This is a genomic window from Mediterraneibacter agrestimuris (genome assembly GCF_943193195.1).
Classification (GTDB): domain Bacteria; phylum Bacillota; class Clostridia; order Lachnospirales; family Lachnospiraceae; genus Schaedlerella; species Schaedlerella agrestimuris.
In genome coordinates, this window is record NZ_CALPDG010000019.1 from 50,865 (window position 1) to 68,106 (window position 17,242).

The 17,242-nt window shown below is 42.3% G+C and carries 16 protein-coding genes; 2 read left to right on the forward strand and 14 right to left on the reverse strand.

Features of this window, described 5'->3' with window-relative positions:
• Positions 1-43 precede the first annotated feature (43 nt).
• Positions 44-1,024, reverse strand: coding sequence for a GPR endopeptidase (gpr, locus tag NFS18_RS10635; protein WP_251390011.1), 981 nt, complete (start codon positions 1,022-1,024; stop codon positions 44-46).
• 391 nt (positions 1,025-1,415) lie between these two features.
• Between gpr and rpsT the strand changes: the two genes are divergently transcribed.
• Complete coding sequence (rpsT, locus tag NFS18_RS10640) at positions 1,416-1,679, forward strand: 30S ribosomal protein S20 (protein ID WP_251390012.1); 264 nt, start codon at positions 1,416-1,418, stop codon at positions 1,677-1,679.
• Between the two features lie 166 nt (positions 1,680-1,845).
• On the opposite strand, the gene ilvC is transcribed toward rpsT, so the two are convergent.
• The 5 genes from ilvC to NFS18_RS10665 all read right to left on the reverse strand — a co-directional run bounded on the left by ilvC (position 1,846) and on the right by NFS18_RS10665 (position 7,587).
• Positions 1,846-2,865 (reverse strand): ketol-acid reductoisomerase, encoded by a 1,020-nt coding sequence (ilvC, locus tag NFS18_RS10645; RefSeq protein ID WP_251390013.1) that lies wholly within the window; start codon positions 2,863-2,865, stop codon positions 1,846-1,848.
• A gap of 93 nt (positions 2,866-2,958) precedes the next feature.
• The gene (gene ilvN / locus NFS18_RS10650; RefSeq protein ID WP_251390014.1) at positions 2,959-3,459 is read right to left on the reverse strand and encodes an acetolactate synthase small subunit; all 501 of its coding nucleotides are present in this window, start codon (positions 3,457-3,459) and stop codon (positions 2,959-2,961) included.
• A 210-nt stretch (positions 3,460-3,669) separates the two neighbouring features.
• Positions 3,670-4,686 (reverse strand): UDP-glucose 4-epimerase GalE, encoded by a 1,017-nt coding sequence (gene galE / locus NFS18_RS10655; RefSeq protein ID WP_251390015.1) that lies wholly within the window; start codon positions 4,684-4,686, stop codon positions 3,670-3,672.
• A 38-nt stretch (positions 4,687-4,724) separates the two neighbouring features.
• On the reverse strand, positions 4,725-5,648 hold the full coding sequence (locus tag NFS18_RS10660) for a sugar phosphate nucleotidyltransferase (protein ID WP_251390016.1): 924 nt from the start codon (positions 5,646-5,648) through the stop codon (positions 4,725-4,727).
• Between the two features lie 124 nt (positions 5,649-5,772).
• Positions 5,773-7,587 carry an ABC-F family ATP-binding cassette domain-containing protein gene (locus NFS18_RS10665; RefSeq protein ID WP_251390017.1) on the reverse strand — a complete coding sequence of 605 codons (1,815 nt, stop codon included), beginning with the start codon at positions 7,585-7,587 and terminating at the stop codon, positions 5,773-5,775.
• Positions 7,588-7,825: 238 nt separating this feature from the next.
• Here NFS18_RS10665 and NFS18_RS10670 point away from each other — a divergent pair, with 238 nt between their 5' ends.
• On the forward strand, positions 7,826-8,623 hold the full coding sequence (locus tag NFS18_RS10670; protein ID WP_251390018.1) for a hypothetical protein: 798 nt from the start codon (positions 7,826-7,828) through the stop codon (positions 8,621-8,623).
• Positions 8,624-8,742: 119 nt separating this feature from the next.
• Here the strand turns inward: NFS18_RS10670 and NFS18_RS10675 are convergent, their stop codons facing one another.
• From NFS18_RS10675 to NFS18_RS10710, 8 genes are all read right to left on the reverse strand, one after another.
• Entirely contained in the window at positions 8,743-9,729 is a 987-nt protein-coding gene (locus tag NFS18_RS10675; RefSeq protein WP_251390019.1) for a diaminopimelate dehydrogenase, read from the reverse strand.
• A 167-nt stretch (positions 9,730-9,896) separates the two neighbouring features.
• On the reverse strand, positions 9,897-10,664 hold the full coding sequence (locus NFS18_RS10680) for a GntR family transcriptional regulator (protein WP_251390020.1): 768 nt from the start codon (positions 10,662-10,664) through the stop codon (positions 9,897-9,899).
• Between the two features lie 126 nt (positions 10,665-10,790).
• Positions 10,791-12,086, reverse strand: coding sequence for a uracil-xanthine permease family protein (locus NFS18_RS10685; RefSeq protein WP_251390021.1), 1,296 nt, complete (start codon positions 12,084-12,086; stop codon positions 10,791-10,793).
• 21 nt (positions 12,087-12,107) lie between these two features.
• A complete protein-coding gene (locus NFS18_RS10690; protein WP_251390022.1) occupies positions 12,108-12,587 on the reverse strand; it encodes a nucleoside deaminase in 480 nt (159 codons plus the stop codon).
• 200 nt (positions 12,588-12,787) lie between these two features.
• Complete coding sequence (locus NFS18_RS10695) at positions 12,788-13,018, reverse strand: hypothetical protein (protein WP_251390029.1); 231 nt, start codon at positions 13,016-13,018, stop codon at positions 12,788-12,790.
• Positions 13,019-13,097: 79 nt separating this feature from the next.
• The gene (locus NFS18_RS10700; RefSeq protein WP_251390023.1) at positions 13,098-15,104 is read right to left on the reverse strand and encodes a methyl-accepting chemotaxis protein; all 2,007 of its coding nucleotides are present in this window, start codon (positions 15,102-15,104) and stop codon (positions 13,098-13,100) included.
• A 192-nt stretch (positions 15,105-15,296) separates the two neighbouring features.
• Positions 15,297-16,307 (reverse strand): GGGtGRT protein, encoded by a 1,011-nt coding sequence (locus tag NFS18_RS10705; protein ID WP_251390024.1) that lies wholly within the window; start codon positions 16,305-16,307, stop codon positions 15,297-15,299.
• 30 nt (positions 16,308-16,337) lie between these two features.
• The gene (locus NFS18_RS10710; protein WP_251390025.1) at positions 16,338-17,030 is read right to left on the reverse strand and encodes an iron-sulfur cluster assembly scaffold protein; all 693 of its coding nucleotides are present in this window, start codon (positions 17,028-17,030) and stop codon (positions 16,338-16,340) included.
• Positions 17,031-17,242 lie beyond the last annotated feature (212 nt).

Genomic DNA, 17,242 nt, shown 5'->3' on the forward strand with positions numbered 1-17,242 from the left:
CATAGCGGACAGACACACAATAAAAGTAAAATATGCTGTCATCTTACAAGTTATCCTGTTGATTTGTAAACAACAGATTAAGCGCCTCGGAAATCGTATAACTAATCTGCTTCACCATCTCATCCTCATCCTTCGGCGTGACAAACATTCCATTTAAATGTGGAGAAATCAATTCTTTCACCAGCTCATACTTCTCTGCGTTGTTGTATGTCCGAAGAACATCTCCGACTCCCTTTAACATTTTTGAAGATTCCAACGCACCGATCAGATTTTCCATCGTATCATTTACAATCGTTGCCGCATCTACAACTGTCGGCACACCGATTCCAATCACAGGAACCCCCAATGTTTCTTTTGTCAGCCCGCTTCTGTGATTGCCGACTCCCGACCCCGGATGAATTCCTGTATCCGCAATCTGGATCGTCCGGTTCAGTCTGCGGCTGTTTCGTGCTGCAAGAGCATCCACGGCAATAACCAAATTGGGTTTTGTCTCACCGACAATTCCCTTTACTATTTCCAGACTCTCCATTCCCGTCTGTCCCATAACTCCCGGCACGATAGCGCTCACAAGCTTTACATGTTCCATCCCCATCGCGTATTTTCCATACTCTTTCACAATATGGCGGGTCACACAGAGGTTGTCCGCTACATACGGTCCCAATGCGTCCGGTGTCACCTGACGGTTCCCCAAACCGACTACAAGTACGGATAAGTCCTCCTTCTCCGCTTCCTTCCCACATATCAGCTCTCTGATATACTCTGCCAGTTTCTTTGAAATCTCTCTGTGATAATCCTCGTCAGGAACTGCCAGATTGGGGGCTTCCAGTGTCAGGTAAACACCCACCGGTTTCCCCATTGTTTTTGCCCCGTTTTCTGTCTCCACTTTCACGCGCGTAACCCGCATTTCGCACTGTTCATCATACTCCTCTTCCAGCACAACTCCCTGAATTTCCACGTTATCGGATTCAAACCGCTCCTTTTCCTCTAACGCCAAGTCCGTCCTCACGCTATATTTCTCAATCATACCATTTCCTCCATCACACTTTCTTACATACTTTGCGGCAAGTGCAAAGTTCTGCGCTGAACTGTTGTTACTGTTCACAGTAACGAACTGTTAGTAACTATTCAGCCTTTCGGCTTCATATTTACTGAATCCGCCCTATTTTAAGTTCACCTACGGTGGAAGGGCGGATTCTATTCTCCATCACGTATTCTTACGGAGTTTGCAGCAAGTGCAAACTCCTGCGCTGAACTGTTACAACTGTTACTATTTTTTGCAATATTTTCCGAAATATGTATTGACAACTGTACATACTTGGCATAAAATGAATGAGTATGTTCGTTGGAACGTCCGTGTCCGAGTCCAACAGAACAGAATTACATTTTGAAAATTACAATGGTTGGAGGTGTACAGGTTGGCTAACATTAAATCCGCTAAAAAGAGAATTTTAGTAAACGAGACAAAGGCTGCAAGAAATAAAGCAATTAAGTCTAAGGTTAAAACTGCTGTAAAGAAGGTTGAAGCTGCTGTAGAAGCAAAAGATGCCGCAACAGCTAAGACAGCTCTGAGAGCAGCGATCGTTGAGATTACAAAAGCTGGAACAAAGGGTGTATATCACAAGAACACTGTTTCCAGAAAAGTTGCCCGTCTTTCTAAAGCTGTAGACAGCATTGCTTAATTCATTGCTTAACTATAAAATATTATAAACATAACAAAAGCATCTGCTTCCGTCATGGCAGATGTTTTTTATTGCACTTTAATAATATCTGCTGTTTATAAAAGGACCAGGATTCTGTAAAAACAGAACACCAGTCCTTTATATATTCCTGTTTCTCTGATTCAGATTAGTTATTGATCAGCTTATCCTCATCACTCCAGCTGTACAGCTTTCTGATTTCCTCGCCAACTTTCTCTGACGGATGCTCAGAAGCCAGCTTTCTCATTGCTTTAAAATGAGCCTGACCGCCTGCCTCAGACATATCCAGCAAAAAGTCTTTTGCAAATGTACCATCCTGAATGTCTTTCAGTATCTTCTTCATAGCTTTCTTTGTCTCGTCTGTGATAATCTTCGGTCCTGTAATGTAATCACCATACTCAGCAGTATTAGAAATAGAATATCTCATTCCTGCAAATCCTGACTGATAGATCAGATCAACAATCAGCTTCATCTCATGGATACACTCAAAGTATGCATTTCTCGGATCATATCCTGCCTCTGTAAGAGTCTCAAATCCGGCCTGCATCAATGCACACACGCCGCCGCAGAGAACTGCCTGCTCACCAAAGAGGTCTGTCTCTGTCTCTGTTCTGAATGTTGTTTCCAAAACTCCGGCTCTTGCTCCGCCGATACCTGCGGCATAGGCAAGTGCTTTGTCAAGTGCCTTTCCTGTCGCGTCCTGCTCAACGGCAACAAGGGTCGGTACTCCCTTACCCGCTTCATATTCGCTTCTTACTGTATGTCCCGGTCCTTTCGGAGCGATCATTGTAACGTCAACATATGCCGGCGGTACGATCTGTCCGAAATGAATGTTAAATCCATGAGCAAACATCAGCATATTGCCTTCCTCAAGATTCGGCTCAATATCTTTCTTATACAATGCTGCCTGTTTCTCATCGTTGATCAGAATCATAATGATATCAGCCTGCTTTGCTGCCTCTGCCGCTGTAAATACTTCAAATCCCTGTGCAACTGCTTTGTCCCAGGACTTGCTGCCTTCATACAGACCGATGATGACCTTACAACCTGAATCTTTTAAATTCAGTGCATGTGCATGTCCCTGACTTCCGTAACCGATAATTGCAATTGTCTTACCCTCTAACATGGAAAGGTTACAATCTTCCTGATAATAAATCTTTGCTGCCATTTTTACATTCCTCCTGATTTTCTAAAATACCGGACTGCTCCGGCTTTTTATTTTTCTATGTAGTTAAAGGCAAATACCTCTAGCTTCCTTCATTTACAGAAAAAGGGTTACATCCCTGCTTCCTCTGGAAAGGCCGGTAATTCCCGTTCTTGCCAATTCTAAAATCTCATATCCATCCAACAGATTCATAAATGCATCCAGCTTTGACTGGTCTCCGGTCAGCTCCACGATCAAAGACTCCTTTTCTACATCGACAATCTTGGCACGGAAAATATCTACAATGGAATTCAATTCTGTACGCTGCTGTGCATCAGCACGGATCTTCACCATAATCAGCTCTCGGAATACCGATTCACCATTTTTTAAAACCTTAATCTCATGCACATCTTCCAGCTTGCGCACCTGCTTCTCGATCTGGGACAATATCACTTCGTCTCCCGTTGCTACGACCGTAATCCTTGTAAACGCAGTATCCGTTGTAGTTCCGGATGTAATACTGTCAATACTATAACCACGGCGGCTGAACAGCCCCGCTATGCGGCTCAGCACTCCCGGATTATTATCCACCAATAAAGAAAATACCTGTTTTCTCATAACTTCTCTGCTCTCCTAATCTCATCTTTGAAACTTAATAGCTGCTCAGTACATTTTTAAAAACAGAGTGCGTTCTGTTTTTAAATAATACCAACAAAATCTGCACTTGTCAATACCTTATATTAAAATCCGCCCTATACTAAGTTCACCTGCGGTGAAAGGGCGGATTCTATTTCTATTTTCTACTATTTTATCATACAGCCGTCTTATTTATCCGCGATATCCATCCGGGTTTTCTGACTGCCACTTCCAGGAATCTGCACACATTTCCTCAATTCCGCGTTCTGCTGTCCATCCCAGCTCTTCCTTCGCTTTAGAAGCATCACAGTAACACGTTGCAATATCTCCTGCACGGCGCGGCTTCACTTCATACGGAATCTCCCGTCCGCATGCCTTTTCATACGCCTTTACAACATCTAGAACACTGTAACCGTTTCCTGTTCCGAGATTGTATACATGTACTCCTTTTGCGGTCTTCATTCTCTCAATTGCTTTCACATGTCCGACCGCAAGGTCTACCACATGAATGTAATCTCTGACTCCTGTACCATCATGAGTATCATAATCGTCCCCAAATACCCCCAGCTTATCCAGCTTACCTACTGCAACCTGTGCAATATACGGAACCAGATTGTTTGGAATTCCCTTCGGATCCTCTCCGATTCTTCCGGACTTGTGAGCTCCGATAGGGTTAAAGTAACGAAGCAGCATGACATTCCACTCTGGATCTCCTGTATGCAGGTCTGTCAGAATCTGCTCCAGCATTCCCTTTGTTTGTCCGTATGGATTGGTAATCTCGCCCTTCGGACAATTCTCTGTGATCGGTATTTCCGCCGGGTCTCCGTATACAGTTGCCGAAGAACTGAATATCATATTCTTACAATTATGCTTTCTCATTACATCACAGAGGATCAACGTTCCTGTAATGTTATTGTGGTAGTATTCCCACGGTTTCGCTACAGACTCTCCGACAGCCTTCAATCCGGCAAAGTTAATAACTGCATCAATTGCTTCATTTTCAAATATAGGCTCTAAATCTTCCCTGTTCAGAAGGTCTCCTTTATAGAATTTCAACGTCTTGCCTGTGATCTCCTGTACTCTGTCTAATGCGGTCTCACTGGAATTGTACAAATTATCTACAACTACAACCTCATATCCTCTTTCCAAAAGTTCTACACATGTGTGGCTTCCGATATATCCGGCGCCGCCTGCTACTAAAATTGCCATATTAACCTCTCCTTATCTTCCACTTCTATTAATCGACTCTATGATTTCCAAAGATGTTCCGGATACACCCCCTCGTTTTTAAGATTCCAAATAGCGTCAACTACCGCCGCTTTATCTTTCTTGTAAGTAATTCCATACCAGCGGTCTGTAGATTTCAGCACTTTCACAGTTGCCTTATCTGCCGCAATCAGTTCTCCCACAACTGACGGAAGGAAATACTCACATTTCATCGGATTTTCCTGCAATCCTTTTTCAAGAAACTTCAAAAAACCTGCTTCCAGTTCTTTCAGCATACTTTCTGTAAACCCGAACAGATTCATAGATGCAATGCTCTCTTCTGAAATCTCTGTCCATGTTCTGCCGTCATCCTCGGTAAATGCGACTCCGTCTCCGTGTCTCTCAATGTGAGTACGTTCTGTAATCCCTGTCAGGAATCCCTCACTATCTGTCTCGCAGATACCTCTGGAAACATATCCATTCTCTGTCAATGTATTAGACAAAATGTATCCTACCATAGCATAACAGTACTTGGCATCATCTTCATTCTCCGTCAGATAATTATAAATTTCACGGAATGCATGAACCCCGTAATAATCATCTGCATTAATCACTGCAAAAGGTCCTTTTATAACTTCTTTACAGCTCAAAATCGCATGACCTGTTCCAAACGGCTTTTCTCTTCCCTCCGGTACAGTGAAGCCTTCCGGTAATGTTCCAAGTTCCTGATAGACATACTCTACATCCATATACTGAGCAATTCTGTTGCCTATTGATTCCTTAAATTCCTTCTCAATTGCCTTTTTTATGATAAAAACAACCTTCTCAAATCCAGCCCGTTTCGCGTCATAGATAGAAAAATCCATAATGATATGTCCATCGGCGTCTACCGGATCGATTTGCTTCAAGCCTCCGTATCTGCTTCCCATTCCCGCAGCCATAATGACTAACACCGGTTTTTGCATTGCTGTCTCCTCCTTTATTTTCTCAACATCCCATTAACATTATTATAAAATACTCTTTCAAAAATGTATATACAAAATTCGTGCCACTAGATGTAATTATGTTGCCAAAGTTACTGTTCACACCCTACTGTTTTTGTGCTTCGATTTTTTCTGCCAGATCATTCAGATCGACCCAGCGTTCCATCTTACACTCCAGTTCCTGTTCCATCTGTTCTTTCTCCGCCAGCAGTTCCGAAAGTTTTGCGGAATTTGTTGCATTTTCTGCCATAGCAGACTCCAGTCCTTCTATCTTTTCCTCCAGGGACGCGATCTCCTCATCAATCGTGTCATATTCCCGCTGTTCTTTAAAAGAGAATTTCAGCTTTACCGCATGATTTTGTTTCCACTCTCTTTTCTCCGCCTTCTTTTCTTCATCCTTTAATATACTGTTCTTTTGTGTACTTCCATCTGCCTGATTCTTTCTCTGCACTGACTCAAGATAATCTGTATAGCCGCCTTCATATTGTACAAGACGTCCGGAACCTTCAAACGCAAATATCCGCTCCGCCATATTGTCTAAAAAATACCTGTCATGAGAAACTGCAATCACAATTCCTACAAAAGAATCCAGATAATCTTCAAGTACAGTCAGCGTAGGAATATCCAGATCATTAGTCGGCTCATCCAGGATCAGAACATTCGGTGCTTCCATCAATACCTTTAACAAATACAGTCTACGCTTTTCTCCGCCAGATAATTTACCGATGGGGGTATACTGTATTGCGGAATCAAACAAAAAGCGTTCCAGCATTTGAGATGCTGTGATCTTTCCTTCCCTTGTCATCACATATTCTGCCGTGTCCTTGATATAATCAATGACTCTTTGGCTTTCCTCCATCTCCGTTGCTTCCTGTGCGAAATATCCGATTTTTACCGTATCGCCGATTTCCACACTGCCGAAATCCGGCTGCAGATTTCCTGTAATAATATTCATCAGTGTAGATTTGCCGCAGCCGTTAGCTCCGATAATTCCAAGCCGTTGATTTTTCAACACAATATAATCAAAATCATCGATCAACACCTTTGCTCCGTACCGCTTGCTGATATGATGCAGCTCTATAGTTTTCTTTCCCATTCGTGTTTCTACAGAATCCAGCTCCACATGTTCCTCCTGCACCGGAGCCTTGCCGTTTTTCAATGTCTCCAGACGTTCCAATCTGGCTCTTTGCTTCGTACTTCTGGCACGGCACCCCCGCTTTGCCCACTCCAGTTCCATACGAAGCACACTTTGCCGTTTCCTCTCCGAAGCCAGTTCCATTTCCTCACGCTGTGCCTTCTGCTCCAGAAATTCCGAATAATTTGCCGCATAAGAATACAACTTACCATGACTGATTTCTAAAATCTTATTCGTCACCCTGTCCAGAAAATACCGGTCATGTGTTACCATGACCACAACACCGCGGAACTTATTCAAATACCTCTCCAGCCATGCCGCCATCTCATTGTCCAGATGGTTGGTCGGCTCGTCCAAGATCAGTACATCTGCCGAATTAACCAGTGTTCTTGCAAGAGCTGCCCGCTTCTTCTGTCCACCGGACAGGTGTGCGATTGGTTCTTCAAAGTTAAAAAGTGACAAACGGGTCAGCACTGTTTTCGCCTCACTCTCTGTATTCCAGTCCTGCTTCTCACGCCCCCTCATAACATAAGAAAGCACAGTTGCCCCCTCTAGAAATTCCGGATTCTGCGGCAGATACGTTACATGCAGTCCGTTCTGAGTGATGACCTGACCTTCATCTGGAGTCTCCAGTCCCGCAATCATTTTGAGCAGCGTAGTTTTGCCTGTTCCGTTAATTCCGATAATACCTATTTTGTCTCCCTCATGAATTCCAAAAGACACATCATCAAAAATTGTTTTCTCCCCATATACTTTACTAACATGTTCCAAATTCAAAACATTCATGTCCGTTCCTCTTGCTATATTTTTTATCAACTTTGCCAATTTGATAATTATACCATAATCCGCTTCTCATTTGTTATGTAATTTCAAATAATTCTTCATTTTCAATTCCCGTTTGCTTGTCTATATTACGCAAAATTCTTAGTTCTTTATAAATTTTTATTAACTTCTCTTGTCTTTTTTAGAAAAAAGAGATACTATAGAAAACATTGGAAAAACTCCAATAGAAAGGGGAGATTGCATGCGTTCAAGAAATAAAAACGCGGCTTATTTTGATGATAATTTTGAAGTAACTTACGAAGACGATATGACCTTTGAGTACGATACAAATGAAAGAGATTTTGAAACACAGGAAATGTATTCTCTGAAAAGAAAACCTGATCAGCGTGTCCGTAAATTTACTGATACTGTAGACATATACAGCAGCATAGACGATTATACTGATTACAATGGCAACTATGATACTTCCTGCAAAAACAGACAAAACAGCAGCATCCGCACAGGCAGACACCGTGCCTACCGCCCCACACAGCTTGCAGCGCCGATTCAAAAAGGCGGCAATGTCATGCTCCATATTACCCGCACCGTAATCCGTAATCTGACGCTGTTTTTAATGCTGGCAATATTAATTCTAATGGGTTATAACTTCTTGCGGGGAAGCACCCCTTATGGCGATATAGAAAATGCAGTTGCTTCTAATACCTATACAATGACACTGACTGCTTATTTTTCTGTTGTTGCCTGTCTGATATTTTTTGAAATTATTTCTATGCTATGGGCAATGACGCGCGTCCGTGTACGGGATGAATATGGCACATACAAGGAAGATGTGGGACGGGGAATGTTTTCTTTTATTTTTCTCTATCTTTGCTCATTTGCATCATTCTATATAAGCGGCTGGATTCCTGAATCCATAGAAATATTAAAAGGATTCAAAGGTGCATTAGACGTCTTTGGATCCATGCACAATGTGCTCTTTGGCTTTTGTCTTGCAGGGATAATTTCCTGCCTGTTCAGAAAATACAGTATTACTCTGTAAGATAAAATTAACAGATAAACAAAGGTTCTGCAAACTTTCACTTTTATGTCCGTCTGCAGAACCTTTTCTTTTCAATCGTTCAATTTATAGAAATATTTTGTCATAAATATAACTGCTTCTTACAGCATTTCTGCACGCAGCTCTGCTCCATCCTTCGTACTCAAATATGCAGGCGCAATGTCAAATACAGTCTTGCATCCGCTCTGACCTTCCGAAGCCATTCGATATGCTGCTCTTGCATAAGCAGCAATAACACTGGAAGTAAATTCCGGGTTAGAATCTAATTTCAAACTATATTCAATCAAATGTGAGTTCTCTCCGTTCCAGCCTGTCTTACCGCTCCTTAACACGAATCCTCCGTGTGGAATTCCACTGTGATCGCGTTTCAGCTCCTCTTCGCTGATAAAATGTACGGTTGTATCATAATCTGCAAAGTAATTCGGCATAGTCTTAATTTCTTCCTCGATCTTCGCTTTATCTGCACCCTCTTCTAAAACAACAAAACACTCCCTTGTATGTTTTTCACGGGTTGACAGTTCCGGATTTTGACCATCTCTGACTGCATCCAGAGCTGTATCTACAGGAATCGTATACTGCTTTGCATCCTTCACTCCGGCAATACGGCGGATTGCGTCAGAATGTCCCTGACTTACACCCTTTCCCCAGAATGTATAATCCTTTCCATCCGGGAGCACAGCGCTTGCGTACAGTCTGTTCAAAGAGAACATTCCCGGATCCCAGCCTACAGAAATAATTCCGACCTTTCCGCTCTTCTTCGCTGCCGCGTCTACATTTGCAAAGTGCTCCGGAATCTTTGCATGAGTATCAAAACTGTCCACCACATTGAACATCTCTGCAAATTCTGGCGTCTGCTTCGGCAGATCCGTTGCGCTTCCTCCGCAAAGAATCATAACGTCAATCTTATCCTTCCAGTCAGCAGCCTCTGACACATTACAAACTGCCGCTCCTTCTGTTAAAATATGCACACTCTCTGGGCTTCTTCTTGTAAATACGGCAACAAGCTTCATATCCTTATTCTGCTTTACAGCACATTCTACGCCGCGTCCCAGATTACCATAACCTAAAATTCCGATTCTGATACTCATTATTCTTTCCCTCTTTTCATACTAGTCGATTACAAGTTTCTTTGATATTAAAAAAATCATTTTCCATTATAGGCTTTCCCACTTTAAAGTGCAAGTGTTTTTTATACTGAACTGATATGTGCAGCATGATGCACACCCCAAAGGTGAACCGTCGTTTATTCTTTGTTTTAATACTGTATTTTTTTTTGCCGGATCAAATTAAACCTGATGATCGAAGGATTGAAATATTCATTCGCATAAACAAGAGGCTTATCATTGGAACTATAATTAATTGATTTTAAATACAAATAAGGAGAGTCCCCCAGTTCTTTTACAGTTACATATCTTTTCAATCCCTGAATATCTGCTGGCATGACCGTATCTATTTCCACCTTGTCCCACTCCACTTTCTCACCGGACAAATTATAGATATATTTATAAATAGAATCCTCATATTTGGAAAATGAATCAAAAGCTTCTTCTCCTCCTATCAGATTCATACTAAAATAATCTCTGCAAAACGCACAGATCTGATTATCGGCAAGGAACAACTTTTCTGCAATGACAAGCTGTTCTTCTTTCTGCATCTGAAGAATAGAAGCAATCTCATCATCACGCTTTATCTTACTAATCTTAAGCAGCCTCACAGAAGGTTTATATCCACTGTTCTGTATCATCTGGGTCAGTTCCATACACGGACTGAATGTCACCTTGATATTCAATGAATCAACGTTTACAAAGGTACCTTTTCCCTGCCGGCGGAAAATGATCCCCTCTGCGGCAAGTGCATTCAATGCCTGCCGGATTGTAATCCTGCTGACACCGATCATCTCTGCCAGAACTTCCTCCCTCGGTAATTTATTGTCCCGGTTGAGGTCCATTTCCTCAATATATCTCATCACCTCTGTCTTTGCCTGCTCAGACAAAGGCATAACATTTAATTTACGCGTACCCAAAACAGCTTCCTCCACTTTCATCACTTAAGAAAAATGATAGTGGAGGAAGCTCCTTTTGTCAAGTTTGGACTATATAAAAAAATATATGTTAATGTTCATACCCTACAGGCGCGTACAGCAGCAAAATTATGACAATGCTTTCTTTCCATTCAATAATATATTCAGGATAATTGCACTGGCGCTTACCATAAATAAGCCATTACTCATCACCATAGACAACATTTCTGGCATATTTACAAAAATTTCTGGGGCAAACGTTGCTCCGACTCCAATTGCAATACTTGTTCCTATAATCTTAAAATTGTTATCTGCTCCAAAATCCACTTTGGACAAGATGGAGATTCCCGATGCAGTAATCACGCCAAACAGTGCTAATGTCGCCCCGCCAAGCACACATTTCGGTACTGCCGTGATAACAGCCGATATTTTAGGAAAAATTCCGGCGATCACAACCATGATCCCTGCCGCTGTGATCACGGAACGGCTTTTTACCTTTGTCAAATCTATCAGACTGACATTTTCATTAAACATTGTAGAAGGCACAGAATTGAAAGCACCTGTAAAAATCTGTGAAACTGCCTGTCCGCGGATTCCGCGCTCTTTTGTATTGTTGTCAGTATGTATGCCCGTAATCTCATCTATAACAGAAAAAACACCGATACACTGAATCATATTTATAATACAGAAAATTGTCATCATCAGAATCGGAATGATCTTGAATTCCGGCATTCCAAAATGAAATGGTAAGACCGGCTGGAACAATTTTGCCTCTGCGATCGGCGTGAAATCTACCATATGAAACAGAGCGGCAGCAACGGTCCCGGCAACAATTCCTAATAATAACGACATGCTCTGCCAGATTCCTTTTGCATACTTTTCAATCAAAATAATAATCAGCAATACACAAAGTCCTAAAACGATGTTTGGAATAGCTCCGAACCCTTCGGAACCCTCTCCGCCTGCAAGATCACGCACAGCAGTCGGTGCAAGACTGACTCCGATCAGAGTTACAAAAGTTCCGACAACAACCTGTGGGAACAATTTCAATATCTTGTCCATAAAAAACGATAAAACAAAGATTGCCGCGCCTGATACAATGATTGCTCCAAACAATGTCTGCATACCATATTTCTGTCCGATTACGATCATCGGACTAAGCGGAGCAAATGAAGAGCCAAGAATAATGGGATATTTTGAGCCAATCCATTTTCCCACACCGAGCACTTGAATTAAAATTGCAATCCCAATTGTAAAAAAATTAGCAGATACAAGAAATGCTGTCTCTTCTGCACTCAGCCCCAATGCACCTGCCAAGATCAACGGCACTGCAATTGTTCCCGGACACATAGTCAGCACATGTTGAAACCCGATAATAAGTGTCTTTTTCCAGCCTGCCTTTTCGTCAAAAACTTCCTGTCCCATATCGTCTCTCCTGTCTGAGTTCTAATCCCAGTATCCCTCATGTACTTTTGCTGCTTCTACTTCTACTTCCTCTACAGGTCCTATCACCTGTATATCCTTCTGTCCTCTTGCAAAAACGTCACGGCATGGAAGATCAAAGGTCGGATTCTGCTCATGGCTTCCTGTCAACTGCAGGAGACGTCTTTCTGTCATCCCATATACAACTCTTCCGATATTCGCCCAGTAAATAGCTCCTGCACACATCGCACACGGCTCCGCTGTCGTATACAGTGTACAATCCCAGAGAAACTCTTTGGAATATTCGTGAGATGCTCTTGCAGCTAACGTGGCTTCTGCATGACCTGTACAAATCTTTTCTGTGATCTCAATATTTGGCTGCTCCATAATGATATCTCCTTCTTTATTCACAAGCAGGGCGCCAAAAGGTGTGTTACCTGATTCTCTGGACTCCTTTGAAATCTCAATTGCCTTTCTTAAGTAGTACTCATGACTCTGATACATTGTTTTTCCTCCTTGAATTAAGTATTATGTAATAGGTATTACCTTTCTTATTTATACAATAACACATCTGTACAAATTTGTAAAGAAAAAATGTATGGAATCACAACTGATTTCCATACATTTTTCCAAATCCCTATTCACTTCTCCATCTCAGTTGCAGACTTTACAGCAAATGCAGCGCCCATAAGTAATTTTTCTTTCTATTCATCAAATTCCAGGACTGCCACATGAAATCTCGGCGTCTCCTTAATTTCCCTGACAATACCTTTCCTTGTCTTCAGACGCTCCGTACTCTTGAAATTTCCGCTCATTCCAAGTGCATGCTCCATCGTATAATAGTAAGAAGACGGAAGCTGACTTTCAATCACTTCAATCTCCTGTCCGATTGTCAGTGCATTAAGATCCTCGATCGTAAAATCCATTTCCCGCATAATTTTAATTCTCCTCTGTATCATTTTCATAATCTTCTTACCAATCAAAATAAGAATCTCCCCTGGAATCCAGTACTTTTTAACATCTTTTTTTCAATCGGAACTTGGACACTAATTCCTTCAGCATATTAGCCTGCCCAGACAGCTCTTCACTGGCGGCAGCGCTCTTCTCTGCAGTAGATAAATTAGATTGTACCACATTAGATATCTGATCGATTCCGCGTAAGACTTCCTCGGTAGCAGAAGCCTGTTTCGCAGAATATTCAGCAATTCCTTCAATCAGCTTATTGACCTCATCAGCCTGTGCAACAACTGCAAGCATGGAATCTGCAGTATCCTTTGCCATCGTACTTCCTTCTTCTACGGCTTCTACAGTTTGATCGATCAAGGCTGTCGTATTCTTCGCAGCCTCGGAAGATTTGCTTGCCAGGTCACGAACTTCATCAGCTACTACAGCGAAGCCCTTTCCTGCGGTGCCGGCACGGGCAGCCTCCACAGATGCATTCAGCGCCAGGATGTTAGTCTGAAATGCAATATCCTCAATCGTCTTGATGATATTGTGAATCTCAGTGGACTTATTGCTAATCTTCTGGATTGCCCTGTTCATATGCTGCATCTTTTCGTTACTCTCTAAGATGCGGCTTCCTACGTCCTTGGAAATCTCGCTTGCCTTCTTCGCGCCTGCTGCAGTTTTCTGGATTCCGTCGGAAACATCATTGATGTGATTTGCCAACATCTCCACCGCATCTGACTGTTGAAGAGATCCCTGTGAGAGTGTCTGAGCACCTTCTGCCACATGACCGGAGCCTTCTGCTACCTGTCCGGCGGATACATTGATCTGTCCCAGTGTCTCATTAAATGATATAGAAATATTTTCTAGAGAATCCTTAATTTTTGCAAATTCACCTACATATTCGTGAGAAAGCGTGAAGTCAAGATTCCCCTGTGCAATCTCCTGCAATTTTTCTGATACTTCATTGATATAATCAACATAGTCTCGTAACCGGACAACCGTTTTGCTGAAATTTTCTGCCAACTCGCCAAGCTCGTCATTAGAAGTATGGCGAATGGTCTGATCCAGTTCACCCTTTGCAATTTTAGTAGCAACATTATTCAGTTCGGCTACCGGCTTGCCGATAATATTCCTTACAAGCAGTATGATCAGAAGGATTGCTATGAAAACGGCTACAGCAGAACCGGTTATCATCATACCAGTCAGCAGACGCAGATCTCTTAAGACTTCATCTTTGGATACATAGGATACCGCGGTCCAGTCACTATTCGGAACTTGTGCTACCTGTATGTACATGTTGTTATCATAAAGTGATAATCCGAATGACTTCTGCTGTATCTTTTCAGCGGCATAAGCATACATATCACCTTTAAATTCACCTAGATTATGCCCTGTCATCTCCTTGTCCTTATGTCCGATAATCGTATCAGTCCGTGTATCTACAAGGAAGATTCCGCCCGTCTTCTCTAACTGGATGTTGGCCACGATATCAGAAATGGAATCCAGATATACATCGGCAGCCGCTACACCACGGGTCTGTCCGGCAGCATTTTTAAGCTTACCTGAAGCGCCTACCACATAGGACTGGCTGTCTTCATCAAAATATACATCTCCCAAAATAAAGTCGTCTGATTGAATGCCGTCCTGATACCATGATTTCTCCAATGCGTTGAAATCCGGACCAGGTACAAAGGATGCATGATACAGAGAACCGTCTGTCAAAGCAATATACAGCCCGGCAGGGTATGCGTCGTTCTGATCAACAGTATGTCGGATATACTCCATCATCTCAGGAATCTCCATATTCTCATACTCAATAGTATCTCGCTGCATCTGAAGCATAGTCAGCGTTTTATTCATCCATGCATTGGTTTCCTGAAGCGTCTTATCTGTAGTCTCCTGAAGCAAATTCTCACTTTTCTCCAACAACGTCTTAGAAACTCGGTTGTATACAATCATCAGAAGTGCGGCAACCATGATTACAATCGTTACAATAATTGCGCCTACCAACTTCCTGGTGATGCCCCGTTTCCCCCTGCGGAGCTTTACAGTTCGTTTGTCATTTGTTTTCATCCTCTTACTCTTTTGAATATACTTGCTGATTATAAGCTATTTTGGTAAGAATATACAATAAAATTATAACTGTTATGAATGGAAAATACAATCTCTAATAGAAAATTTGCGCACTAAGTAAAAAAAGAACTTTCGTCACCTGTCCAAGTCAACGAAAGTCCTTATTTTTACATTTATTCTAAATATTAATTCTTAAAATTTCCCAGCCTTTGCAGCCTCCTCGATGGAAACTGCTACTGCAACAGTCATACCAACCATCGGGTTATTACCTGCTCCGATCAGTCCCATCATCTCAACGTGGGCCGGTACAGATGAAGAACCTGCAAACTGTGCATCAGAGTGCATACGTCCAAGTGTATCCGTCATACCGTAAGAAGCCGGTCCTGCCGCCATGTTATCCGGGTGAAGTGTACGTCCTGTACCACCACCGGAAGCAACTGAGAAGTATTTCTTACCCTGTTCCATACATTCTTTCTTGTATGTACCTGCAACCGGGTGCTGGAAACGTGTCGGGTTTGTAGAGTTACCTGTGATGGAAACATCTACACCTTCTTTGTGCATGATCGCTACACCTTCACGAACATCGTTTGCGCCGTAACAATTAACCTTTGCACGAAGTCCCTCAGAATAAGCTGTTCTCTGAACTTCTTTGAGTTCACCTGTGTAATAATCATACTCAGTCTCTACATATGTAAATCCGTTAATTCTAGAAATAATCTTAGCTGCGTCTTTTCCAAGTCCGTTCAAGATAACACGAAGTGGTTTTTTACGAACTTTGTTTGCCTTCTCCGCAATACCAATAGCGCCCTCTGCTGCTGCAAATGACTCGTGGCCTGCAAGAAATGCGAAACAATCTGTATCTTCTTCCAGAAGCATCTTTCCAAGGTTACCATGCCCCAGACCTACTTTTCTCTGGTCTGCTACAGAACCCGGGATACAGAAAGCCTGAAGACCTTCTCCGATCGCTGCTGCTGCGTCTGCTGCTGTCTTGCAGCCTTTTTTAATCGCAATAGCCGCGCCTACAGTGTATGCCCAGCATGCGTTCTCAAAACAGATCGGCTGGATTCCCTTTACCTGATTGTAAACATCAAGTCCGGCATCCTTTGTAATCTTCTCTGCCTCTTCAATAGAAGCAATGCCATAGCTGTTCAAAACTTCATTGATTTTATCAATTCTTCTTTCATATGATTCAAATAAAGCCATTTATTTGTCCTCCTTGTTATAAGCACTTAATTACTCTTTACGCGGGTCGATAATCTTTGCTGCATCATCTACACGTCCATACTGTCCTTTTGCTTTCTCCCATGCATCGTTCGGAGTATCGCCGGCTTTGATAAAGTCTGTGAACTTGCCAAGGCTTACGAACTGGTATCCGATAATCTCGTTGTTCTCGTCCAGAGCGATTCCTGTTACATAACCCTCTGCCATCTCCAGATAACGTGGTCCTTTTGCAAGAGTACCATACATTGTACCAACCTGAGAACGAAGGCCTTTACCAAGATCTTCCAGACCTGCACCGATCGGAAGTCCGTCCTCAGAGAATGCACTCTGTGTTCTTCCGTATACAATCTGAAGGAATAATTCTCTCATTGCTGTATTGATAGCATCACAAACAAGGTCTGTGTTCAATGCTTCCAGAATTGTCTTACCTGGAAGGATCTCAGATGCCATGGCTGCGGAATGTGTCATACCGGAACATCCAATTGTCTCAACCAGAGCTTCCTGAATGATACCGTCTTTTACATTCAGAGTCAGCTTACAGGTACCCTGCTGCGGAGCACACCAGCCAATTCCGTGTGTCAGACCGGAAATGTCTTTTACCTCTTTCGCTTTTACCCATTTTGCTTCTTCCGGAATCGGAGCCGGTCCGTGATTCGCGCCCTGCGCTACCGGACACATCATTTCTACTTCATGTGAATAAATCATGTTAATACTCCTTTCAAATATGAATGATTTTTCTCCCGCATAATGTTGTCAAAAATTTAACATCACACTTGATTTTATTTTCGCACAAAATCGTCTCTACGTCAATTGTCACTTTCTACAAGTTTTTCTATTTTTGTAACAGTTCAGCCATGCACAAATCTACAAAAACGAATTGGTAAGCTTGCTTACAACAAGACGTTTTTTGTAGGATT